The organism is Halalkalibacter sp. HAAS-P013, assembly GCF_056619925.1.
Map to the genome: position 1 here is coordinate 1 of NZ_JBWQTU010000008.1, position 21362 is coordinate 21362.

Here is a 21362-nt window from a genome sequence, read left to right on the forward strand (position 1 = left end):
TTGGGATTTGGACAGAACTACCAATCCTAATTATAAGGAGTTTTTTTGTGCCTTGAAACCATAAATTTCTACTTGAAACTACTTGACAAATTTTTAATAACTTTATGCAAAGCTAATGATGTTCTAATAAAGAATAATTATTTGAATATTGACAACTATTATCGAATCATGGTACAAACTGCATATGGTTTTGCTACATATTGAGTTGTAAGTGGCACAAAAGAGCATACTGAAAATAAGAATAACAGAACAGAAGGAAGGTCTTACCAATGGAACAGAGTTGCAAGATTATAGATTGTACCATTCGAGATGGGGGATTAATTAACAACTGGGATTTCAGTGTTGAATTTGTTCAAGACTTGTATGACGGACTTAGTGCTGCAGGTGTTGAGTATATGGAAATCGGCTATAAAAATTCACCTAAGCTTCTCCAAGCGACGGAGCCGAATCCATGGAGATTTCTTGATGATAACTTCTTAAAAGAAATTATCCCAGAGAAAAAATTCACAAAACTATCTGCTTTAGTTGATATCGGACGTGTAGACCCCGATGATATTTTGCCGCGTGAGCAAAGTCCTTTAGATATGATTCGTGTCGCTTGTTATATTCGTGAAGTTGATAAAGGATTAGAGCTTGTTCAAATGTTCCATGATTTAGGCTATGAAACATCGCTTAACATCATGGCATTATCAAGTGTACCTGAGAATCAACTAATTGAAGCATTTAATATGGTGAAAAAGAGTGCCGTTGATGTGGTCTATATTGTTGACTCTTTTGGAAGTCTAGACCCGGCTGACATCCAGCATCAAGTGAACAAGTTTAAAGAAATGATTCCTAACAAGAAGCTAGGGATTCATACGCATAACAACATGCAATTAGCTTTTGCGAATACGCTGACTGCGATGCGAAATGGAGTTACGTTCCTTGATTCCTCTGTTTACGGAATGGGTCGAGCTGCAGGGAACTGTAATACAGAGCTTCTCGTTACTCATATCCAAAAAGCCAGCTATGAACTAAAGCCAGTACTCGATGTCATTGAAAAGCACATGTTAGAAATGCGTCAAAGGTGGGAATGGGGTTACATCATTCCTTACATGATCTCTGGGACACTAAATGAACATCCGCGTGTTGCCATGGCCTACCGTGCAAGCGAAGACCGTGATAAATTTGTTGATTTTTATGATAAGGTAACATCACCAGAATCCTCTTTGGCTCAAGAGTCGAAGTAGGTTAGTGATTCAATAGGGAAAACGCTCAATTTTGAGCGTTTTTTTTGATTCAGTTTCTACACCTTGCGAAAAATGTCGTATTTTCAGAATGGACATTGCTTTTACTATTCTAGTATGATATATTATCTTCCGTTGCCTTTAAAATTAGTGTAATTCAAATTTTTTGATAAAAGACAAAATTTTGTAATATAGTTTTAGTTTGTTGGAAATAGTAGGGGGATAATTTTATATGTCATCAAGAGTTTCATTCACAAATGTTATTGCAGTAGGGTTTATGTTGTTTGCTTTGTTTTTTGGAGCTGGGAATTTAATTTTCCCTGTGATGCTTGGTCAGATGGCTGGGGAGAATATATTATCTGCGAATTTTGGTTTTATCGTGACGGGTGTTGGATTGCCAATACTAGCAATTTTAGCTTTGGCGTTTTCAGGTAAAGGGGATTTACAATCACTAGCAAGTCGAGTGCATCCATTGTACGGAATGATTTTTACTGTTGCTCTTTATTTAGCGATCGGGCCACTTTTTGCTATACCGAGAACAAACACGGTTTCTTTTGAAATGGGGGTTAGGCCATTTTTAAGTAATCCTGATAGCATATTACCATTGTTTCTTTTTACAATCGTATTTTTTGGGATTGCACTCTTTTTCTCATTGCAATCTAGCAAACTAGTTGATATTATTGGAAAAATTTTAACTCCATTATTATTGATTTTTATCGGAATTCTTATTGTTGTTTCATTCGTTAATCCAATCGGACAAGTTCAAGCACCAGTAGATTCATTTATCGATAATAGTTTTTTTAAAGGTTTTCAAGAGGGCTATTTAACGATGGATGTTCTTGCTGCTTTTGTCTTTGGTATTGTTATTATTAACATCATGAAGGCCAGAGGAATCACGACGAAAAAGGAAATCATGATCTCAACTCTAAAAGTAGCATTAATTGCTGGTGGGCTACTCGCAATCATTTATTCATCCCTTACGTACATGGGGGCAAAAAGTGTTATCGAGCTTGGCCATTTAGATAATGGAGGAGCCATTTTAGCGAGTGTATCAAATTATTATTTTGGACCATTTGGTAAAGTAGTATTGGGCTTTATCGTGATTGCTGCATGTTTAACGACGAGTATCGGATTAATCACATCCTGTGCATCGTATTTCAATAAGATTGTGCCTGCTTTCTCTTATAAAAAATGGGCAATTGTTTTTACGATTTTCAGTGCAGTCATTTCGAACTTTGGTTTATCTACTTTAATCAACATTTCGGTTCCGGTACTGTACATGCTTTATCCATTAGCAATGTGTTTAATGGTTCTAACATTCCTTCATCCACTTTTCAAAGGGAAACAGAAAGTTTATCAGATTAGTATTTTGTTTACCTTTATTGTTAGTTTCTTTGAAGGATTAAATGCAGCCGGCTTCCAAATTGAGGCTGTGCATAATTTATTTACTACTGTTCTTCCTTTGTATGCTGTTGGATTAGGTTGGGTTGTTCCGGCTATAGTTGGTGGAGTCATTGGCTTTTTGGTTAGTTCAGTTGGCACAGAGACGGTGAATCATACTTTAGTTGAAGAGAAATAGAATATTGTCATTTAAAAGCTATCTAATTACCGATTGGTGTTAGATAGCTTTTTGTTAGAGATAGGGCAGATGTATAGTTCTGCTTTAATCAAACCAATTAGGCGCTTTCAAAGGACTATTGACATTTGTCAGCAATTTATTAATTTCTTAATGTTTATCTATACTTTTTAAACTTGGAATTAGAAATGATCTGAAATATAATAAACCTATTATATTACCAATAGTTAGAAATCATTAAAGTACGGTAAGCTGTAAATGGTATAAAACAAGTCGTATAAAAGGGAGCTTATAGAATGAAGCCGACAAAGATCTTATTTATTGGAGATAGTATAACTGATTGTGGAAGATTGGAAGATTATGATGGTTTGGGATATGGCTATGTAAGACTATTGCATGATTATTTGGTGACAACTTATCCAACTACGACTTTTCAATTTGTGAATGTAGGGATAAATGGAAATCGAATTATTGATTTGTTTTCAAGATGGCAAACAGATGTAATAGACCATCAGCCAGACATTGTTTCTATATCAATTGGAATAAATGATGTATGGAGACAACTAGACCGTCCAGAAATAGAACAAGTAACACCAGAAGACTATAATCGAATTTACATTGAGTTATTAAAAGAAGTTAGAGACAAAACCAATGCCAAAATCTTATTAATGGAACCAACGATTATTGGAGAGGACCCTAACTCAATTGGAAATAAAATGCTAGTAGATTATGTAGAGATCGTAAATACAGTAGCGAAGCAGTATAATGGAACAGTTATTCCAACGAATAAAGCGTTTATCAACTTTTTGCAATCCAATCCTAATCATAAGCTGACGACAGATAGTGTACATATGAATACAAAAGGAAACATGTTAATGGCCACGACCTGGCTTAGAGCTATTGAAGATCAACTTGTATAAAAAGTAGTTTCTTAGTAGGGCATTGAAAAAGGTAAAAATCGACCTTATCAGTGCCCTCTACTCATTGTGTTTGACAGACTTCTTTTACCCAAGCGCTTCATTTTTCTGTTTTTCTTTTTTTACTAACACTTTCTTTTCCCAGACTCTGCTCTTCCAACGTCCAAATAAAACTAACCCTCGCAGCCATTCATCAACAACAAAAGCCAACCAAATCCCAATTAATCCGTAGCCAAGCTGAATACCTAGTAAATAATATAATGGGACACTAAAACACCAGATGATGATAATGCTCATTATCATTAAGTAGCGTGCATCGCCAGTAGCTTGAATTGCTTGACCGAGGACAATGTTAAAGCAGCGACCAGGTTCTAGAAAAATCCCCATTAGAAGCAACATACCACCTGTAGAAATAATTATTGGGTTATCAGTAAAAAGACTAAACAATGGTTCGCTAGCTAAAATAAGAATGATAGCAACACCTAGACAAAGTAACATACTCATCCGCAGATTTTTTAGAGCCGTTTTGTACGCTTGTTCAAATTCTCCGGCACCAACCAAGTGCCCTATTATAATTTGCGTTCCTCTTCCTAAAGAAATGGAAATGACAATCGCAAAGAATAAAATATTTAACGTGTAAATTCTAGTCGTTAACATCTCCTGTCCAAGTGAAACAATAAAACCTGTAGTAACAATTTGACTTAATGAATAAGAAAGGTTGCCAATTGCACTTGGAACGCCAATATTTAAGATTTGGTAGAGCCGTTCCTTATTCCAATCGATCATATCTTTTATATGTAGTCGAACGTCAACTCTCTTAAATAAAATCATAAAGTTAACGATAAGTCCTAAAAATTGACTTGCAACTGTGGCAACAGCAACTCCAACTACACCTAATTGGGGAAAGCCGAGAGCTCCAAAAATTAATAAATAATTCCCTATAATGTTTATAATGTTCATTCCTACTGTTACAAACATTGTATCCCTTGTAAAGCCATGGGCTTGAATAATTGCCGAAATAGTGAGCATCATCGCTTGCAGGAACAAAGCTCCCCCTACTATTAATAAGAAGCTTTTTGCTTGATGAAATAACGCTGGTTCTAAGTTGAAGAATCCTAAAAACGTTTTGCTAAATAGAATCATAATGATGCTAATGATTAAACCAAACAAGAAATTAAAGGTAATCGCATTCCATGCAAATTTTCGAACATCATTGTATTTGTTCGCACCAAGATATTGAGCGATAACTACTCCTGCTCCAGTAGCACCAAATTGAAAAAGAAAAAACATAAACATAACTATTTGGTTAGAAACACCGACGGCTGCCACGGCTTCATCTGATATGAAACTTAACATAAAGGTATCAGCTGTTCGAAGGGACATGTGCAAGAATGTTTCGATAAAAATAGGCCAGGTTATTGCAAAAAGAGAGAGTTTTTTTACTTCACTTGTAGCCATTAAAGTCTCCTATTCTAAAAATTTGTTCAAAATCATCTGTAAAACGCTTTCAATAACAAACTTAATCTATTCATTTGTTTATGGATTCATGCCCTAATAGTAATATATATTATTATAAATGCAACGATAATTTTAAAGAGTATAAAGAAAAATAAGAAAAATATTAACCAATCTAATTGTTTGTCAAATTATTTATAACATCTGAATTATTACGAAAACTTAGTTTGAACGATACACAAACTAAGAATGTGATGTTATAATCATAAAAAAAGTGAAAGCGGTAACAAATATTTTTGGAATAAGGCCTTTGTTTTAAGATGGACCTAACTTTTTAAGGGAGGGAGAAAATTCTTATGGTAGATGTATTGACAATAGGAGATGCTATGGTTTCATTGAATCCTCAGGCAAAGGGACCTTTGAGGTTCGTATCAACTTTTGAACGCAAAGTAGGTGGAGCCGAGTTAAATGTGGCAATAGGTTGTTCCAGATTAGGATTACATACAAAATGGTTTAGTCGACTTGGACAAGACGAATTTGGCAGATATATTCTTAACTTTGTTCGAGGTGAAGGTATTGATGTGTCTCATGTCAAGCTTGTTGAGGGATATCCTACCTCTGTCTATTTTAAAGAGATCATGGAGGGTGGAAGTGGAAGTACATTTTATTATCGCTCGAACTCTCCAACATCAACATTAACAGAGGAAGAATTAGACGAATCACAGTTTGTAGGTGCAAAACTACTGCATATAACCGGTGTTTTTCCAGCTATTGATTCTAAAAAGAATATTAATGTTATTAAAAAGGCCATCATTTTAGCAAAAGAACAGAATATGCTTATTTCTTTTGACCCTAACATACGTTTGAAATTATGGTCTAAGGAAGATGCGAAAGCGGCATTAACTGAATTTCTCCCATATGTCGATATTTTGTTAACTGGTTTAGATGAAGCAAAGATGTTATTTGGTACAAACGACCCCAAAACGATTATTGCAGAATGCAAGCAATTTGGAATCTCCTATGTTGCGATTAAGCTAGGAGATAAAGGGGCAATTGGGTATTACGGGAACGAATATTTGGAGAGCCCACCAGTTGCACCAAAAAAAGTAGTGGATACAGTTGGTGCAGGTGATGGGTTTGATGCGGGTTTTATCTATGGAGTGTTGAATCAATGGCCGTTAGAAAAAACGCTGCATTTTGCTAATACAATTGGTTCCATGGTTGTCAGTGTAACTGGTGATAATGAAGGTCTGCCTTATTTAGATGATGTATTAGTGCAACTAGGTGAAAAAGAGTTTATTGAGCGATAATAATACATAGAAAGCAGATAAGAATGGAGGAGAAGCTTGAGTTTATTACAAGAAATTAAGAGTAGTGGAGTTGTCGCAATTATTAGAGGGGCCACGATTAATAATATTATTCCAATTTCAAAAGCATTACGTGAAGGTGGAGTGAAGACACTTGAGATCACTGTAGAAACACCAAATGTATTATCTGTTATAGAAAAAGCTTCAACAGAATTAGATGGTGTGATCGTGGGGGCAGGTACTGTACTTGATCCTGAAACAGCACGAGCGGCTATTTTGTCAGGAGCTAAGTTTGTTTTCTCACCAACTGTGAATACAGAAACCATTCGAATGACGAAACGCTATGGTGTGATTAGCATATCAGGAGCTTTAACTCCTACAGAAATTTTAACAGCTTATGAACATGGATCTGATGTTATTAAAGTATTTCCGGCCAATGTATTTGGACCAACTTATTTGAAAGATGTGCATGGACCCCTTCCTCATATTCCTCTTATGCCAACAGGAGGAATTAACTTATCCAATACGGCTGATTACATAAAAGCCGGTGGGGTTGCTGTAGGACTTGGTAGTTCTTTAGTAAATCCAAAGCTAGAAATGAATGAGAAAACGTTAGCAGACCTAACGGCTAAATCTAAAGAGTTTGTTAATGAGGTGCAAAAAGCAAGGCGTTAAGTCTATAAAAATTAGAAACAGCTTCGGAGGTGTCAAATAAGGTGATGTTGTCCCTTTTAATGGCACCTCTATCACTTTTTTATGATTCTATACTTACATGTTATTTAGTTTCTCCCACTTTTTGTACAAAGTGTGAATGGGAACAGCATATAGATTAGATCTTGTATGAAAGGGGTTAGAAATAGGATGAACAAGGTAGTACTAGTAGATGACGAACACTTTGTTAGAAAAGGGATATTAGCACTTGTAGATTGGCAAGATTGTGGTTTTGAAGTTTGTGCAGAAGCATCTAACGGTGAAGATGCATTAGAAATCATTGAACGAACCAAGCCTGATTTAGTTATTACAGACATACGTATGCCTGTACTAGATGGTTTAGAATTAATACGGCATTTAGTGGAAGACAAACAATTTCCAACTAAGTTTATTATCCTAAGTGGCTACAATGACTTTAAGTATGCTCAAAAAGCTGTTCGATATGGAGTTGTCGATTTTATATTAAAGCCACTTGATCAAGAAGAGATAGAAATCGTATTAAAGCAATTGACCAAAACACTTGATGAAGAAAGGAAGGTCAAAGAGTACAGGCAAAACATATTAGTAACAAATTTGTTTGAAGAATTAGTTTCAGGGAACATGGAGAATGTAAAGGAAGAGCAAACCGATATGTTACGCTTAGATTCAGTTAATCAAATGAATTATTTAATTGTTGAAATAAATGAAATCATTTCAAGTCCTATAGATAGAACTAGGATAGAATTATATAAAACGATGATCGGCGATGCGATATGTGATCTGACTAAAGAGGAAATATGGGCGATAAGAGAACATGAGTTGCTTCGATTTGGGTTAACAATTACCGACAACCATATGGCGAGCTTTGATCATAATATATTGGTGTTTGTAAGTAGCTTACAAAAAAATTTACAACATGAACTTGATAAAAGTTTAACGATTTATATTGGTCAAACGGTAAATAAGATCAACCAACTAAACGAATCCTTTGAATCGGCAATTGAATCTCTGCAATATAAATATATGAATGTTAGTAATCAACCAGTTATGTTTGATAAAGTTAAAGACTTGTCCATCACTCATATGGATATAGATGATCATTTGTATACATCTCTCATTGAATCAATTGAAGAAAAGGATAAAAAGAACATTCAAGAAAAAATCGATCTTCTTTTTTCAGAGTTTCAGGTTCAGCTCTTTGCTCCAAGGGCAATTAAAGCTTCGATTACTCGATGTGTAAATAAAATCATCAAAACGATTAGAAGTATGGAAGGCAATGAACAACAACTGACTACGCTAACTCCTATTTTACATTTGCATAATAGCTCGGTGACATTTATTCAATTAAAAAAATACTTTTCAGAATTGGTACTTGAGGCTTGTGAGTACATCTGCAGCTTGCGAAAGAAGAATGGAAAAGGTGATATATACAAGATAAAAGCGTATATTGAAGATAATTTCAATGAAAATATTAGCTTAAAAAGTATAGCGAGTGCTTTTTATATGAATCCTGTCTATATGGGACAGCTTTTTAAAAAGACTTACGGGGTGTATTTTAAAGATTTCCTTCTGCAATTAAGGATTGACGAATCAAAGAAGCTCCTTAGGCAAACAACATTAAGAGTTTATGAAATTGCTGAGAAAGTTGGATTTAGAAATTCAGATTATTTTGTTACGCAATTTGAGAAACAAGAAAGTATGACTCCAACTGAATATCGTAAGTCACTCGAAAGAAATGGATGAAACAGTTATGAAAAAGTTTAGCCTAAATAACGTTCAACTTAAGAATAAATTATTAATTACTTATTTCTTATCTGTCTTTATTCCGATCCTCCTAACAAACATCATTTTTTATCATGTAACAATCAATAATGTTAAAAAACAAAAAATGCATGATTTAACCCTTGCTTTTGAGCAAGTAGAAAATGAATTTATTAATACAGTGGATGAGGCTATAGGGGTTTCAACAACGATCTATACTGATAATATCATTCATGGTTTTTTAGAAAAAGAGTATGAATCTGTTATTGAGTATATAACAGATTATGAATCCATTTTTCGTAACTTTAATAAATATAGCCCTGTCTATTCTTCAATTAAAGAAATTACGTTTTATACCGATAATCAATCGATGCTGTTTGCAGGAGGGATTCACAAAATTACGAAGGACGTAAAAACGAATACACTACATCAAGACTTTATGTTATTAGAACAATCGCACCCGGTTTTACGAAGAAATGAATCAACCGATATATTTAGTGTGATCCGAAAGTTAGACTATTTTCAAAATAATACAAGAGAGAAGTTTGTGAAAATAGACTTAAATACAGATATGATTAAACAAGCTTTTAACAATGTAACATTTCAAGGTCATATTTATTTAGTAGGTGAAGAGGATCAGATTGAATACAGTACGGGTACAGTTAAAAACGATGAGCAATTAAATTTCTCGAAACTGTCTGATATTCCTAAAGAGTCCATTACTTTTGAAAAGGAATTCGAACTGAATTACTTAAATAATTGGAAGTTAGTTGGAGTTGTTTCTGAGAATGCTATATTAGAAGAAGTACAGAATTCTGGAAACTTTATTTTGTATTTAGCCGCTCTTAATTTCTTCATACCATCTTTTATTATTATATGGATTTCGTCTTCTCTTCATAGTCGGATATTACGAATATTACGTCATATGAAACGAATGCGAAACCAAAATTTCGCATTGATAGATGGTATAGAGTACAAAGATGAAATAGGGCAATTAACAAGTGAGTTTAATCGGATGGCCAAGAAGATTAATGATTTAATCAACGACGTTTATATAGCTAACCTTCAAAAGAAAGACTTAGAGCTAAAGAGAAAACAGGCTCAACTTAATGCGCTGCAGAGTCAAATTAACCCGCATTTTCTTTTTAATTCATTAGAAACCATTCGCATGAGAAGCTTACTGAAAAATGAAGTTGAGACAGCCAAAATTATTCAAAATATGGCTAAGTTGTTACGAAACTCTATATCGAGTGGGAAAGATTGGGTGAAGATTCAAGAAGAATTAAAAATTATTACTAGTTTCTTAGAGATTCAGCAATATCGGTTTGGTGAAAAGTTGCAATACCAGATAGACGTTGATCCAGAATGTAAAGAGTTAAATATTCCATATATGTCTCTTATTCCTTTTGTAGAAAATGCAAGTATTCATGGAATTGAACCAAAAAGAGGTAATGGGTTTATCCATATACAGTTAAAGAAGGTTGAAGAAGGCGTGATGTTTACCATTACAGATGATGGAGTTGGCATGAATGACAGGAAGCTAAATAAGTTATTGCAATCAATTCATAACGAAGATGATATGGGAAAAAACATTGGTGTAAAAAATGTTTACTACCGATTAAAGCTGCTTTATGGCGAGGAATTTGATTTTGAAATAAACAGTATTATTGATAAAGGCACAGAAGTCCGAATCTTTTTTCCAAGTAAGTAGAAGACACTAAGCTTTTCTAAGTATGAACTATACTTTTCGGGGTCACAGACACAGAATTTAAGCGTTATAATGTAAGTGCTTACAAAATAAGTGCTTATAAGTACACTTGTTAGGAGCAGTCATGCATGAGAACTAATTGTTTGCTTATTGCTACATTGTTAATTTGTTTAGTAGTAGTTACGGGATGTAATCGTGATGAAAGTGAACAGGTGAATACCGATCTAAATGGAGAGGATCTAGTTACGTTCACATACTTTAATGCTGCTAATAACGGAAGAAACATGGATTCCAATGTAACGACGATTGGGAAAATGTTTGAACAAGAAACGGGAGTGAACTTTAAAGTAGAGTATCCTGTAGGTGATATTGATACACATGTTGGAGTGATGATAGCTAGTGGACATTATCCAGATGTATTAAGTCCCGATGTAGCCGTTGATAAAGTAGTTGAAGCTGGAGCCTTCATTCCATTAAACGATCTAATTGATGAATATGCGCCCAATTTAAAGGCCGTATACGAACCTTACTTAGATATGATGAAGCATGAAGATGGAAATATTTATTATATTCCTTTTGGAGCGAGTAACGGTTATATTCCCAACCCTAATATTTACCAAGGTGCTTTTTGGATACAACGAGGTGTTTTGAAAGAGTTTGGGTACCCAGAAATCACGACGCTCGATCAATACTTTGATCTAATCGAAGCATACGAAAAGAAGTACCCAAAAATTAATGAACAAGAAACAATTGGTTTTACAGCTCTAACGTATGATTGGAGGTTTTTTACTTTAGCTAATCCTCCTGCCCATTTAGCTGGGTATCCAAATGATGGTGATGTAATTGTTGATATGGATACGTACGAAGCTGAAGTATATGGAAATAAAGGCATCACTAAACGTTATTTACAAAAGCTGAATGAAATAAATAGCAAAGGATTATTTGATAATGAAGCTTTTATCTCAACCTATGAAGAATATTTAGAAAAAATATCTTCTGGTCGTGTGCTTGGATTTTTTGACTATCGTTGGCAGGTTGGGACAGCATTTAATCACTTAAGTGAAGCAGGGGATGATGATCGAGAATATATGGCATTACCGATTGTTTTTGATGAAACGATTAAAGATCAATATCTCGATCCACCATCATTTACGGCAAACAGAGGAGTTGGTATTACGATTAACGCCGAAGATCCTGTCCGTATTATGAAGTTCTTTGATTATTTGATGAAAGAAGAAAATCAGAAGTTGGTAAATTGGGGAATTGAAGGGAAAACGTATGAAGTGAATGACGAAGGGCGTTTTTATCGGACGGAGGAACAAATTGCTTTAACAAATCAAGCAGATTTCCGAGAACAATTTGGCTTTTCTATTTTTGAATGGTATTGGCCTCGAGGGAATGGGTTGTATTCTGATGGAAATGCATGGGAACCACGACGTCAGCAGGAAGTGGCTATGAATGATTATACAGAGGAAGATCGAGTACTACTAGATGCTTATAACATTGAAGTCTTTTCTGATTTATTTTCAGAACCGGCAGAGCGTCCATGGTTTCCGGCGTGGAGTGCAAACGTAGAGCCAGGATCGCAAGCAGCGATTTATGAACAGGAAAAGTACGAGTTACAAAGGCTTTGGTTCCCTCAAATGATTTTAGCTGATCCCGATGAATTTGAATCAGTTTGGGACATGTATGTAGAAGAGTTTAATCAAACAGGCTACGAAGAAGCATTTGAGCAAGTGATGAATGATTTCATTCAAAAAAGAATTGAATTAAGTCAAGACAATCAGTAAACGTTTCATAGTTATAAGGTACACTCGATTACCGGATAGAAGTCAAAGAGGTGTTATTCCAGCACTCTTTGAAAATGGTCGTTTTAAGTTAAGTCAAAGTAATACAAGGAGGATACAATAATGAGCATGAGTGTTAAAGAGGTAACAGAAGCATACAAAGGTTGGTTAAGGTATGAAAGGATTCATGATCAAGATTGGATGAATGAAAATGGGAAGTGGCTTTCTGCTATCGTATGTTCCGCTAGTCGTACTTCAGTTATTGAATCAGCTATAGAGGAACTCATCGAAGCATTCACAAGTATTACAGGTCAAAAGCCGGTGCTAAGCAGCTCTTCCAAAAGCTCTTATTCCATTGTTTTATCAACAATAGACGAAGTAGATGAGAAAATATCAAATGAATTAAATGATGATGGCTATGTGATTCAAGCAAAAAAAACTGATAATGGCTCGACCATTTTGTTAGCTGGTAAAACAGACATCGGTATTCTTTATGCAAGCTTTCACTTGTTAAGACTCATACAAACTAGAACCAACTTAGAGACCGTCAACCTGAGAGAAAACCCGACGAATCAGTTAAGAATGATTAACCAGTGGGATAATATGGATGGAAGTATTGAGCGCGGCTATGCTGGTGAATCTATTTTTTATGAGAATAATCAGTTTACAACCAACCTTGAACGAATTAAAGATTATGCCAGGTTGCTCTCCTCAGTTGGAATTAATGGAATATCCATTAATAACGTAAATGTTCATGCCGTTGAAACCAAACTTATTACAAATGCATTTCTACCTAATGTAGCAAAAGTGGCTGAGATTTTTCGAGGTTACGGGATTAAAACGTTTTTAAGTATTAATTACGCTAGTCCTATTCAATTAGGCGATCTAGAAACGGCTGATCCGCTAGACGATAACGTTCGAAAATGGTGGAAGGAAAAAGCAAAAGATGTTTATAGTTATATTCCTGACTTTGGGGGATTTGTCGTCAAAGCAGATTCAGAACATCGCCCTGGACCTTTTACGTATGGAAGAAATCATGCAGATGGTTCGAATATGCTAGCAGAAGCATTGGAGCCTTTCGGAGGAATTGTGATTTGGAGATGCTTCGTCTACAATTGTATGCAAGATTGGCGTGATCGTAAGACAGATCGTGCAAGGGCTGCATACGATCACTTTAAGCCATTAGATGGACGGTTCCATGAGAATGTCATCCTGCAAATAAAAAATGGCCCAATGGATTTTCAAGTGCGTGAAGCAGTATCGCCACTATTTGGAGTCATGAATGAAACGAATCAAATGTTAGAATTTCAAATTACACAGGAATACACTGGGCAGCAAAAGCACGTCTGTTACTTACTTCCTCAGTGGAAAGGGATTTTAGAGTTTGAAACGTATGCAAAAGGTGAAGGAACTCCAATCAAAAGAATTGTTGATGGTTCCACTTTTGAAAATCGCTTTAGTGGAATTACAGCTGTTTCAAATATTGGTAATGATACGAATTGGACCGGACATCAACTCGCTCAGGCAAATCTATTTGGGTTTGGTCGTTTGATTTGGAATCCTGATCTTTCTGTTGAAGAAATTACAAATGAATGGGTTCGTGCAACATTTGGAAATGACCCTGACGTGGTAGAGCAAGTATCTATTATTCTAAAGGATTCATGGCCAATATATGAAAATTATACATCTCCACTTGGTGTCGGTTGGATGGTTAATCCCGATCATCATTATGGACCGAATGTAGATGGATATGAATATTCTGTTTGGGGAACCTATCACTTTGCTGATTGTCACGGGATAGGGGTTGATCGAACGGTTGCAACTGGAACAGGTTATACAGCTCAGTATTTTGAAGAAAATGCTAGCATGTATGAATCCTTAGAAACGTGTCCAGATGAGTTATTGCTATTTTTCCACCACGTTTCATATACTCATAAACTGAAATCTGGTAAAACCGTTATCCAACATATTTATGATACACATTTTGAAGGGGTCGAGCAGGCGATAGGGTTAAAAGAGCGTTGGGGTAGCCTAAAAGAAAAGGTTGACCAGGAGCGTTACCAAAAAATATTAGACCGACTCGATGGACAAATTGATCATGCAAAGCAGTGGCGTGATATCATTAACACGTACTTCATGCGTAAGTCGGGTATTCAAGATGAAAAAAATAGAAAGATTTATTGATATGGTGAGAAAAAATTAAAGAGATGAGGATGATTCAAGTGATGGCTCCCAGACATACGTATACATACAAGGATACGGGTGTTACTAATTTCGGGAGTATTCTTTTGTAGTCATCCTCATCTTTCTTTGTAGTAATATGTCAGCCTTTTTAAAGTAAGAAGAGTGTAATTGGAAGGTATGACCACGATATGGAGGGGAACACGATGCACGGAATCATGGGTGGGTTTTACCGAGCAAGTGAATGGGTTATGAGACTTGCCTATATAAATTTACTGTGGATTTTATTTACAGCATTAGGGCTGGTCCTTTTCGGAATTATGCCTGCAACAGTATCTATGTTTACAATTATTAGAAAATGGTTTAAAGGAGAAACGGATTCACCTATATTTAAACTCTTTTTATCTACGTATAAAAAAGAATTCATGAAGAGCAATTTATTATTTATCTTCTTATTTGCGATAGCTTATGTATTATATATTGATTTTCAACTACTTTCTCAAATTGGAGGAATAATGCAACTTCTATTAAATGCTATTTTACTTATAGTTGTATTTGCTTATTTAATCATGATTGCCTATATTATTCCTGTCTATGTTCACTATGACTTGAAGTTCTTTCAATATATGAAGCATGCACTATTAATAGGGATATTAAGTCCAATTATGACGGTTATAATGGCTATCGTTATATTTATTGGTTACTACTTATTCATGTATATCCCTGGCTTAATTCCACTGTTTGGAGCAAGTGCAATCGGTTATATCGTAATGGGGTCTGCATATTTTGCATTCAAACAACTTGAGCTGAGACGACAAATTACAGAATTGAGAAACAGCACGCAGTAAGAAGGAATTATAACCACTATGATTTTGGAGGCCACTGAAAAAGGTATGGTTTTGACCTTTTTCAATGGCCTTTGAGTTTGCCCCCTGAGGACAGTATCTAGTACACGATTTTAAATGTACAAGAACTGACCTCATCATGCGGGGCAGATCTTCATGAAGCGAATTCTCTTTTTTCTGAAATTTTAGATAAACATATATACTTTTTTAAGTGTAAACTATATTTTGCTTAGTTTTTTTAAGGAATAGAGTTTTGTATAATTTAATTACAAGCAACAAGGAAGTAAATCAAAACAAGAGGTTGATAACGACAGCTCTTGAAGGAAGATAGGAAAATCAATATATTCATATATCCAAAAAATCTTGTTCTTGTTTGACCTCTGGTGTAAACGCTTACCAAAAGAGGGCTCAAAGAAGGTCGTACTAGTAAAATAATAAATACTAAGTACATGAGTATACTTATGTGCAAATAAATACAACAAAGCTTGTATGGTAATGTATTAATATGGTAGTTATCTTTTTGAAAAGGCTTTCAAAGATTGGTTTTCAGAAAAGATAGTGAATAGATCTTTAATTAACAATTACTACCATACTAGTATGTCTAGTATTCTATTTAAGTATATTATTTAAAGGGGGTGATGAAAAGAAAAGTATAAAACACACTTTTGTTAGCGTTTTCATCATAAAAATTATTAAGGAGGAAAGAAAATGCTTAAAAAATCATTGTTTACGTTTTTATCTTTACTACTTACTACTGGTATTTTGGCAGCTTGTTCAAATGAAGATGCAGCAACAGATCAAAGTTCAGAAGATAGTGATGGAGCGATTACAGTCACAACAGCTCGAGTTCTTGATGACGGTACCGTATTTAAAGACGGTGAGAATGTACATGACAACGTAGTAACAAGATGGTCAGAAGAAGAGTTAGGTATTAAATTTGTGACAGAATGGACACAACCAAATGATGAACAATTTAATACTCAGCTACGCCTAATGATGTCATCACGTGAAAAATTACCAGATGTTTTCTTAGTTTCAAACAATAATATCAAAGCAGACTTAATCCAATCGGGATTAGTCATGTCAATTGATGAAGCAATTGAAGAGCATGCTACACCTCGGGTGAAGGAGCTTTTCGAAAGATTCCCGGAAGCCTTTTATCCATCAACGAATGAAGATGGAGAACGATTCGGTGTACCTAGATACTCTGGTGGAAACGGTTCAGATACGCTTCTTTGGATACGCCAAGACTGGCTCGATAAATTTGATTTAGAAGCTCCAGAAACACTTGAAGAATTAGAACATATTATGGATGTATTTGTAAATGAAGATCCAAATGAATCTGGAAGAGACGATACGATTGGTATTACGTTTGCAGCTGGAGACGAAGGTTTCCGTGGTGGAAACATAGCTGACTCAAGCTGGGTATTTGGAGCATTTGGTGATTATGTTCCTGGTAACTGGAGTCAAGCATCTGATGGTTCCCTAGTATATGGTTCTATCCAACCAAATGTTAAAGATGGGTTAGCTAAAATTAACGATTGGTATGAAAAAGGGTATTTATCAACAGATTTCGCAATTTTAAGTGCTGGTGATGCACAAGAAAGCTTTATTTCAGGAAGGTCTGGAATTATGGCCGCACCACCATGGGCGCATGGTTATCCAATTGGTGAGATCTCACAAGTTATTCCTGATGCTGTAGTAAAACCATTTCCACACTTAACTGGACCAAATGGAGAGGCTGGACGTAGAGGTGAGGGATTAATCGTTGGTTCGTTCCTGTTCAATAGAGAATTTGAGCATATGGATAAGTTCTTTGAATATTGGGATGCGATCCTTGGCTATACATTAGGCGAATCAGAGCATTTTCCATACGGTTTATTTGAAGGGTACGATTACGTAATGCAAGATGGCGAGCCAGTTTATGATATTGCAAAATTTGAAGAAATTACTGGTGAAGACCACGTTGATCCAGGTAGATATTTCCTACCTACAAATATTCCAACCATTCCATATGAAATGTATGGGTTATTAGAGGAATTCCATGACACAGGTAGAGATCCTGTAAATGGATATGAAGCTAATCTTGCTGGTAGAGAAACAGATTACATCCATGCAGCGGCAATTGTTAATAAACAAAATGACATTCGCATCGTTAATGAATTTTCTGGACCACCTACTGATACGATGAGTTCAAGATCTGAGCATTTAGAAAGGTTAGAAGATGAGCTTTTTGTTGACATTATCTATGGCAACAAGCCAGTAGATGCATTTGATCAGTTTGTTGAAGATTGGTTAAGTTCTGGTGGAGAGCAAGTTACTCAAGAAGTAAATGAATGGTATGAATCCGTTCGTTAATAAGATGATCTAAATAAAAGCTAGATGGTGCGAACAATTAGTAGAAGTTGATTAAATTTCTTGTTCGCACCTTGCTTTTAACTAGTTACTTTCTTTAGGTATAGGAGGGAAAGTCATGAGTCAGCAAGTTGTTCATAACAAGACGAATCAAGTTACGAAAGAACCAAAACTTAAAAAGAAAAAACAAAAATGGGACCTTAAAAGAACGTGGCAGCTACATGTACTTTTGATACCAGCACTCGTATTAGGACTTATTTTCCAGTACGCTCCCATGTTTGGGATTGTTATGGCGTTTCAAGACTTTAAGCCGTGGTTAGGAATTTGGGAATCACAATGGGTAGGGCTCGAACACTTTCGAACGATGTTTGAGTATGATTATGCGAGACAGGTTATATGGAACACTCTTATCATTTCCATGTTGAAAATTATCTTTGGATTAATTGTCCCGATTACCGTTGCATTATTGTTAAATGAAATGTATAAAATGGCAGTTAAGAGAACGGTCCAAACAATTATTTATTTACCATACTTTCTTTCTTGGGTTATTCTAGGTGGTATTTTGCTAGACTTATTATCTCCAGATGGAGGTCTTGTCAATCAATTCATAGGATTCTTCGGTGTCGACCCAATCTTTTTCTTAGGAAGTAATGATTGGTTTAGAACAACCGTTATTATAAGTGATCTTTGGAAAGAAACTGGATTTAATACGATCGTCTTTTTAGCAGCCATTACAGCTGTAAATCCTAGTTTATATGAAGCGGCTGTTGTAGATGGTGCTGATCGTTGGAAGCAAACTCTTTATATCACATTGCCAGCCATGCTACCAATCATTATTGTTGTGGGTACGTTATCACTTGGAAACGTATTAAATGCAGGGTTTGATCAAATTTTTAACCTTTATAATCCATTAGTTTATCAAACTGGGGATATTATTGATACTTATGTATACCGTGTGTCATTAGTAAGTGGTGACTTTAGTTACGGTACAGCAGTTGGTTTATTCAAATCAGTGATTAGTTTAGTTTTAATTGTTGTAGGTTATCGTTTAGCTTACAAGTATGCGAACTGGAGAATTTTCTAGGAGGGATTTCCTATGCGTGTCTATAAAACGAAAAGCTATACCATTTTCACGGTATTTAATTATAGCTTTCTCATCTTGATGGCATTACTTTGTATCCTACCACTGATACATATTTTGGCCGTATCGTTAAGTGGAAGTGCAGCAGCAGCAGCGAATATAGTTACATTTTGGCCGGTTGATTTCACCATAGATGCTTATCAACGAACAATAGGAAACGATAACTTTATCCGTTCCTTCATGATCTCCGTTTTACGTGTAGTCTTAGGAACAGCTATATCGATGGGGGCAATGCTTTGTGCAGCTTATTCGTTAGCTAAATACGATGAAGAATTTAAAGGTCGAAAATTATATGTTTGGTTCTTTGTCTTTACCATGATCTTTAATGGTGGGTTAGTACCTACATATATGGTTGTAACTGGATTAGGGTTAACGAATACAATTTGGGCATTAGTATTACCGACAGCCATCAACGCTTTTAACTTAATCTTACTATTAAACTTTTTCCGGACGTCTGTTCCAAAATCTTTAGAAGAATCTGCAACAATCGATGGAGCGAACCATTTTCAAATTTTCTTGAAAATTTATTTACCAATCGCAGTTCCAGCTATTGCCACCGTATCATTATTTACAATGGTCTTCCATTGGAATTCTTGGTTTGATGGGTTAATTTACAACAACGATGCTAGTAATTATCCTTTGCAAACATTTTTACAAACCATTATTGTTCAACAAGATTTCAGCCAAATTACCGATGCTGAAACATTGCGGAACTTGTCACAACGAACAGTTCAATCTGCACAAATCTTTATTGCAGCTTTACCAATGCTAGCTGTTTATCCATTCATTCAAAAATATTTTGTAAAAGGTATTGTATTAGGTGCTGAAAAAGAATAAAAGAGTATGTTGAAAAGAAGGGATTTTAATGAAAAAAATTGAGGTTCGAAAAGAGACTGAAACAAATTTCAACAACAATTGGAAATATTGTGTTGGGACCGGGCGGTTAGGACTAGCGTTACAGAAGGATTACTTGGAGCATTTAAAATTAGCTCAACAATCAATAGGATTTGAATATATTCGAGGGCATGGTCTATTACATGATGATGTAGGAATATACCGAGAAATTGAGGTGAATGGGGAAACGAAACCGTTTTATAATTTCACATACATTGATCGGATTTTTGATTCCTATTTGGAGTTAGGTATACGCCCTTTTGTTGAAATCGGATTCATGCCGGAACTCCTTGCTTCAAGTGAAGAAACGGTATTTACGTGGAAAGGGAATGTAACTCCTCCCAATGACTATACTAAATGGAAGGATTTAATTATTGCCGTTGTCTCTCATTTTATTAATCGGTATGGAGAGGAAGAAGTTTTGAAATGGCCTTTTGAGATTTGGAATGAGCCGAATCTAGTAAATTTCTGGAAAGATGCTAATAAAACAGAATACTTTAAACTTTATAAAGTAACAGCCAAAGCTATAAAAGAAGTACATCCTGGCATTCAAGTAGGAGGTCCTGCTATATGTGGAGGATCTGATGAGTGGATCGGTGAATTTCTTGATTTTTGTAAAGAAGAAGAAGTTCCGGTTGATTTTGTTTCACGCCATGCCTATACATCAAGACCGCCAAGTAAAGTAACACCAGATTATTACTATCAGGAACTTGCCGATAATACGAAGATGCTTGAAGAATTTAAAAATGTAAGGGAAATGATTAATGCTTCTCCTTTTCCTGAGTTGCCATTTCATATTACTGAATACAATACGTCTTATAGTCCTATAAATCCTGTTCATGATACAGCATTAAATGCTACGTATCTTGCTCGGATTCTTAGTGAGGGTGGTGATTATGTTGATTCATTTTCGTACTGGACTTTCAGTGATATTTTTGAAGAACGAGATGTACCAAGAGCTCAGTTTCATGGGGGATTCGGACTGATTGGGATAAACGAAGTACCAAAACCAACGTTTCATTTATTCTCGTTTTTTAACTCGTTAGGTCAAGAACGTTTATATCGTGATCATGATGCAATTGTAACACGCAAGAACGATGGGTCCTTTGCTCTTATTGTTTGGAATCTTGTAATGGAAAAAGGAGAGGGTTTTGAGAAAGACTTCTCATTTACGATTCCAATAAGAGAAGGTGATGTATTTATAAAGCGTCAAACCGTAAATGAAGACTATGCTAACCCATGGAGAGTATGGAAAGAAATGGGGCGCCCGCGTTTTCCGAGTAAGGAAATGATAGAAACCTTGCGTCAATCAGCTATACCACTTATGAGAACATCAGATGGCAAGTCTATAAATGGTGAATTAACAATCGAAGTAACCTTATCAAAGAATGAGCTAACGTTGATTGAAATTTCTCCTGTAAATGATGAAACGGGCTCCTACATTGGCTTAGATGATTCGTTAATTACTTCATACTCATAAAATCAGACCGCTATGCTTTTTGAACTCATATAATACAGT

The 21362-nt window shown here is 35.4% G+C and carries 15 protein-coding genes; 14 read left to right on the forward strand and 1 reads right to left on the reverse strand.

What is annotated here, in order from left to right; all coding sequences use genetic code 11:
• Positions 1-269: 269 nt before the first annotated feature.
• From AC1FXP_RS11850 to AC1FXP_RS11860, 3 genes are all read left to right on the forward strand, one after another.
• Positions 270-1229, forward strand: a complete 960-nt coding sequence (locus AC1FXP_RS11850; RefSeq protein ID WP_480061579.1) for an aldolase catalytic domain-containing protein — start codon at positions 270-272, stop codon at positions 1227-1229.
• Between the two features lie 229 nt (positions 1230-1458).
• Complete coding sequence (gene brnQ / locus AC1FXP_RS11855) at positions 1459-2805, forward strand: branched-chain amino acid transport system II carrier protein (RefSeq protein ID WP_480061581.1); 1347 nt, start codon at positions 1459-1461, stop codon at positions 2803-2805.
• Between the two features lie 293 nt (positions 2806-3098).
• Complete coding sequence (locus AC1FXP_RS11860; RefSeq protein ID WP_480061583.1) at positions 3099-3722, forward strand: SGNH/GDSL hydrolase family protein; 624 nt, start codon at positions 3099-3101, stop codon at positions 3720-3722.
• An 84-nt stretch (positions 3723-3806) separates the two neighbouring features.
• Here the strand turns inward: AC1FXP_RS11860 and AC1FXP_RS11865 are convergent, their stop codons facing one another.
• Positions 3807-5177 carry an MATE family efflux transporter gene (locus tag AC1FXP_RS11865; RefSeq protein WP_480061585.1) on the reverse strand — a complete coding sequence of 457 codons (1371 nt, stop codon included), beginning with the start codon at positions 5175-5177 and terminating at the stop codon, positions 3807-3809.
• Positions 5178-5530: 353 nt separating this feature from the next.
• Between AC1FXP_RS11865 and AC1FXP_RS11870 the strand changes: the two genes are divergently transcribed.
• The 11 genes from AC1FXP_RS11870 (at position 5531) to AC1FXP_RS11920 (ending at position 21323) form a co-directional block, all read left to right on the forward strand.
• A complete protein-coding gene (locus AC1FXP_RS11870; RefSeq protein WP_480061587.1) occupies positions 5531-6484 on the forward strand; it encodes a sugar kinase in 954 nt (317 codons plus the stop codon).
• Positions 6485-6520: 36 nt separating this feature from the next.
• Complete coding sequence (locus AC1FXP_RS11875; protein ID WP_480061589.1) at positions 6521-7156, forward strand: bifunctional 4-hydroxy-2-oxoglutarate aldolase/2-dehydro-3-deoxy-phosphogluconate aldolase; 636 nt, start codon at positions 6521-6523, stop codon at positions 7154-7156.
• 186 nt (positions 7157-7342) lie between these two features.
• Complete coding sequence (locus tag AC1FXP_RS11880; RefSeq protein ID WP_480061591.1) at positions 7343-8914, forward strand: response regulator transcription factor; 1572 nt, start codon at positions 7343-7345, stop codon at positions 8912-8914.
• A 7-nt stretch (positions 8915-8921) separates the two neighbouring features.
• Complete coding sequence (locus AC1FXP_RS11885; protein WP_480061593.1) at positions 8922-10643, forward strand: sensor histidine kinase; 1722 nt, start codon at positions 8922-8924, stop codon at positions 10641-10643.
• A gap of 125 nt (positions 10644-10768) precedes the next feature.
• A complete protein-coding gene (locus AC1FXP_RS11890) occupies positions 10769-12430 on the forward strand; it encodes an ABC transporter substrate-binding protein (protein ID WP_480061595.1) in 1662 nt (553 codons plus the stop codon).
• Between the two features lie 120 nt (positions 12431-12550).
• Positions 12551-14611 (forward strand): alpha-glucuronidase family glycosyl hydrolase, encoded by a 2061-nt coding sequence (locus AC1FXP_RS11895; protein ID WP_480061597.1) that lies wholly within the window; start codon positions 12551-12553, stop codon positions 14609-14611.
• 203 nt (positions 14612-14814) lie between these two features.
• On the forward strand, positions 14815-15456 hold the full coding sequence (locus AC1FXP_RS11900) for a YesL family protein (protein ID WP_480061599.1): 642 nt from the start codon (positions 14815-14817) through the stop codon (positions 15454-15456).
• 705 nt (positions 15457-16161) lie between these two features.
• Positions 16162-17811, forward strand: coding sequence for an extracellular solute-binding protein (locus AC1FXP_RS11905; protein ID WP_480061601.1), 1650 nt, complete (start codon positions 16162-16164; stop codon positions 17809-17811).
• Positions 17812-17926: 115 nt separating this feature from the next.
• Complete coding sequence (locus AC1FXP_RS11910) at positions 17927-18892, forward strand: ABC transporter permease (protein WP_480061603.1); 966 nt, start codon at positions 17927-17929, stop codon at positions 18890-18892.
• 12 nt (positions 18893-18904) lie between these two features.
• Positions 18905-19786, forward strand: a complete 882-nt coding sequence (locus tag AC1FXP_RS11915; RefSeq protein ID WP_480061605.1) for a carbohydrate ABC transporter permease — start codon at positions 18905-18907, stop codon at positions 19784-19786.
• A gap of 28 nt (positions 19787-19814) precedes the next feature.
• The gene (locus AC1FXP_RS11920; protein WP_480061607.1) at positions 19815-21323 is read left to right on the forward strand and encodes a GH39 family glycosyl hydrolase; all 1509 of its coding nucleotides are present in this window, start codon (positions 19815-19817) and stop codon (positions 21321-21323) included.
• Positions 21324-21362: the final 39 nt, after the last annotated feature.

What these genes read in the sequence shown, in the direction of transcription:
- AC1FXP_RS11850 (WP_480061579.1), top strand. Translation starts at nt 270, where the DNA reads ATGGAACAGAGTTGCAAGATTATAGATTGTACCATTCGAGATGGGGGA.
- brnQ (WP_480061581.1), top strand. Translation starts at nt 1,459, where the DNA reads ATGTCATCAAGAGTTTCATTCACAAATGTTATTGCAGTAGGGTTTATG.
- AC1FXP_RS11860 (WP_480061583.1), top strand. Translation starts at nt 3,099, where the DNA reads ATGAAGCCGACAAAGATCTTATTTATTGGAGATAGTATAACTGATTGT.
- AC1FXP_RS11865 (WP_480061585.1), bottom strand. Translation starts at nt 5,177, where the DNA reads ATGGCTACAAGTGAAGTAAAAAAACTCTCTCTTTTTGCAATAACCTGG.
- AC1FXP_RS11870 (WP_480061587.1), top strand. Translation starts at nt 5,531, where the DNA reads ATGGTAGATGTATTGACAATAGGAGATGCTATGGTTTCATTGAATCCT.
- AC1FXP_RS11880 (WP_480061591.1), top strand. Translation starts at nt 7,343, where the DNA reads ATGAACAAGGTAGTACTAGTAGATGACGAACACTTTGTTAGAAAAGGG.
- AC1FXP_RS11885 (WP_480061593.1), top strand. Translation starts at nt 8,922, where the DNA reads ATGAAAAAGTTTAGCCTAAATAACGTTCAACTTAAGAATAAATTATTA.
- AC1FXP_RS11890 (WP_480061595.1), top strand. Translation starts at nt 10,769, where the DNA reads ATGAGAACTAATTGTTTGCTTATTGCTACATTGTTAATTTGTTTAGTA.
- AC1FXP_RS11895 (WP_480061597.1), top strand. Translation starts at nt 12,551, where the DNA reads ATGAGCATGAGTGTTAAAGAGGTAACAGAAGCATACAAAGGTTGGTTA.
- AC1FXP_RS11900 (WP_480061599.1), top strand. Translation starts at nt 14,815, where the DNA reads ATGCACGGAATCATGGGTGGGTTTTACCGAGCAAGTGAATGGGTTATG.
- AC1FXP_RS11905 (WP_480061601.1), top strand. Translation starts at nt 16,162, where the DNA reads ATGCTTAAAAAATCATTGTTTACGTTTTTATCTTTACTACTTACTACT.
- AC1FXP_RS11910 (WP_480061603.1), top strand. Translation starts at nt 17,927, where the DNA reads ATGAGTCAGCAAGTTGTTCATAACAAGACGAATCAAGTTACGAAAGAA.
- AC1FXP_RS11915 (WP_480061605.1), top strand. Translation starts at nt 18,905, where the DNA reads ATGCGTGTCTATAAAACGAAAAGCTATACCATTTTCACGGTATTTAAT.
- AC1FXP_RS11920 (WP_480061607.1), top strand. Translation starts at nt 19,815, where the DNA reads ATGAAAAAAATTGAGGTTCGAAAAGAGACTGAAACAAATTTCAACAAC.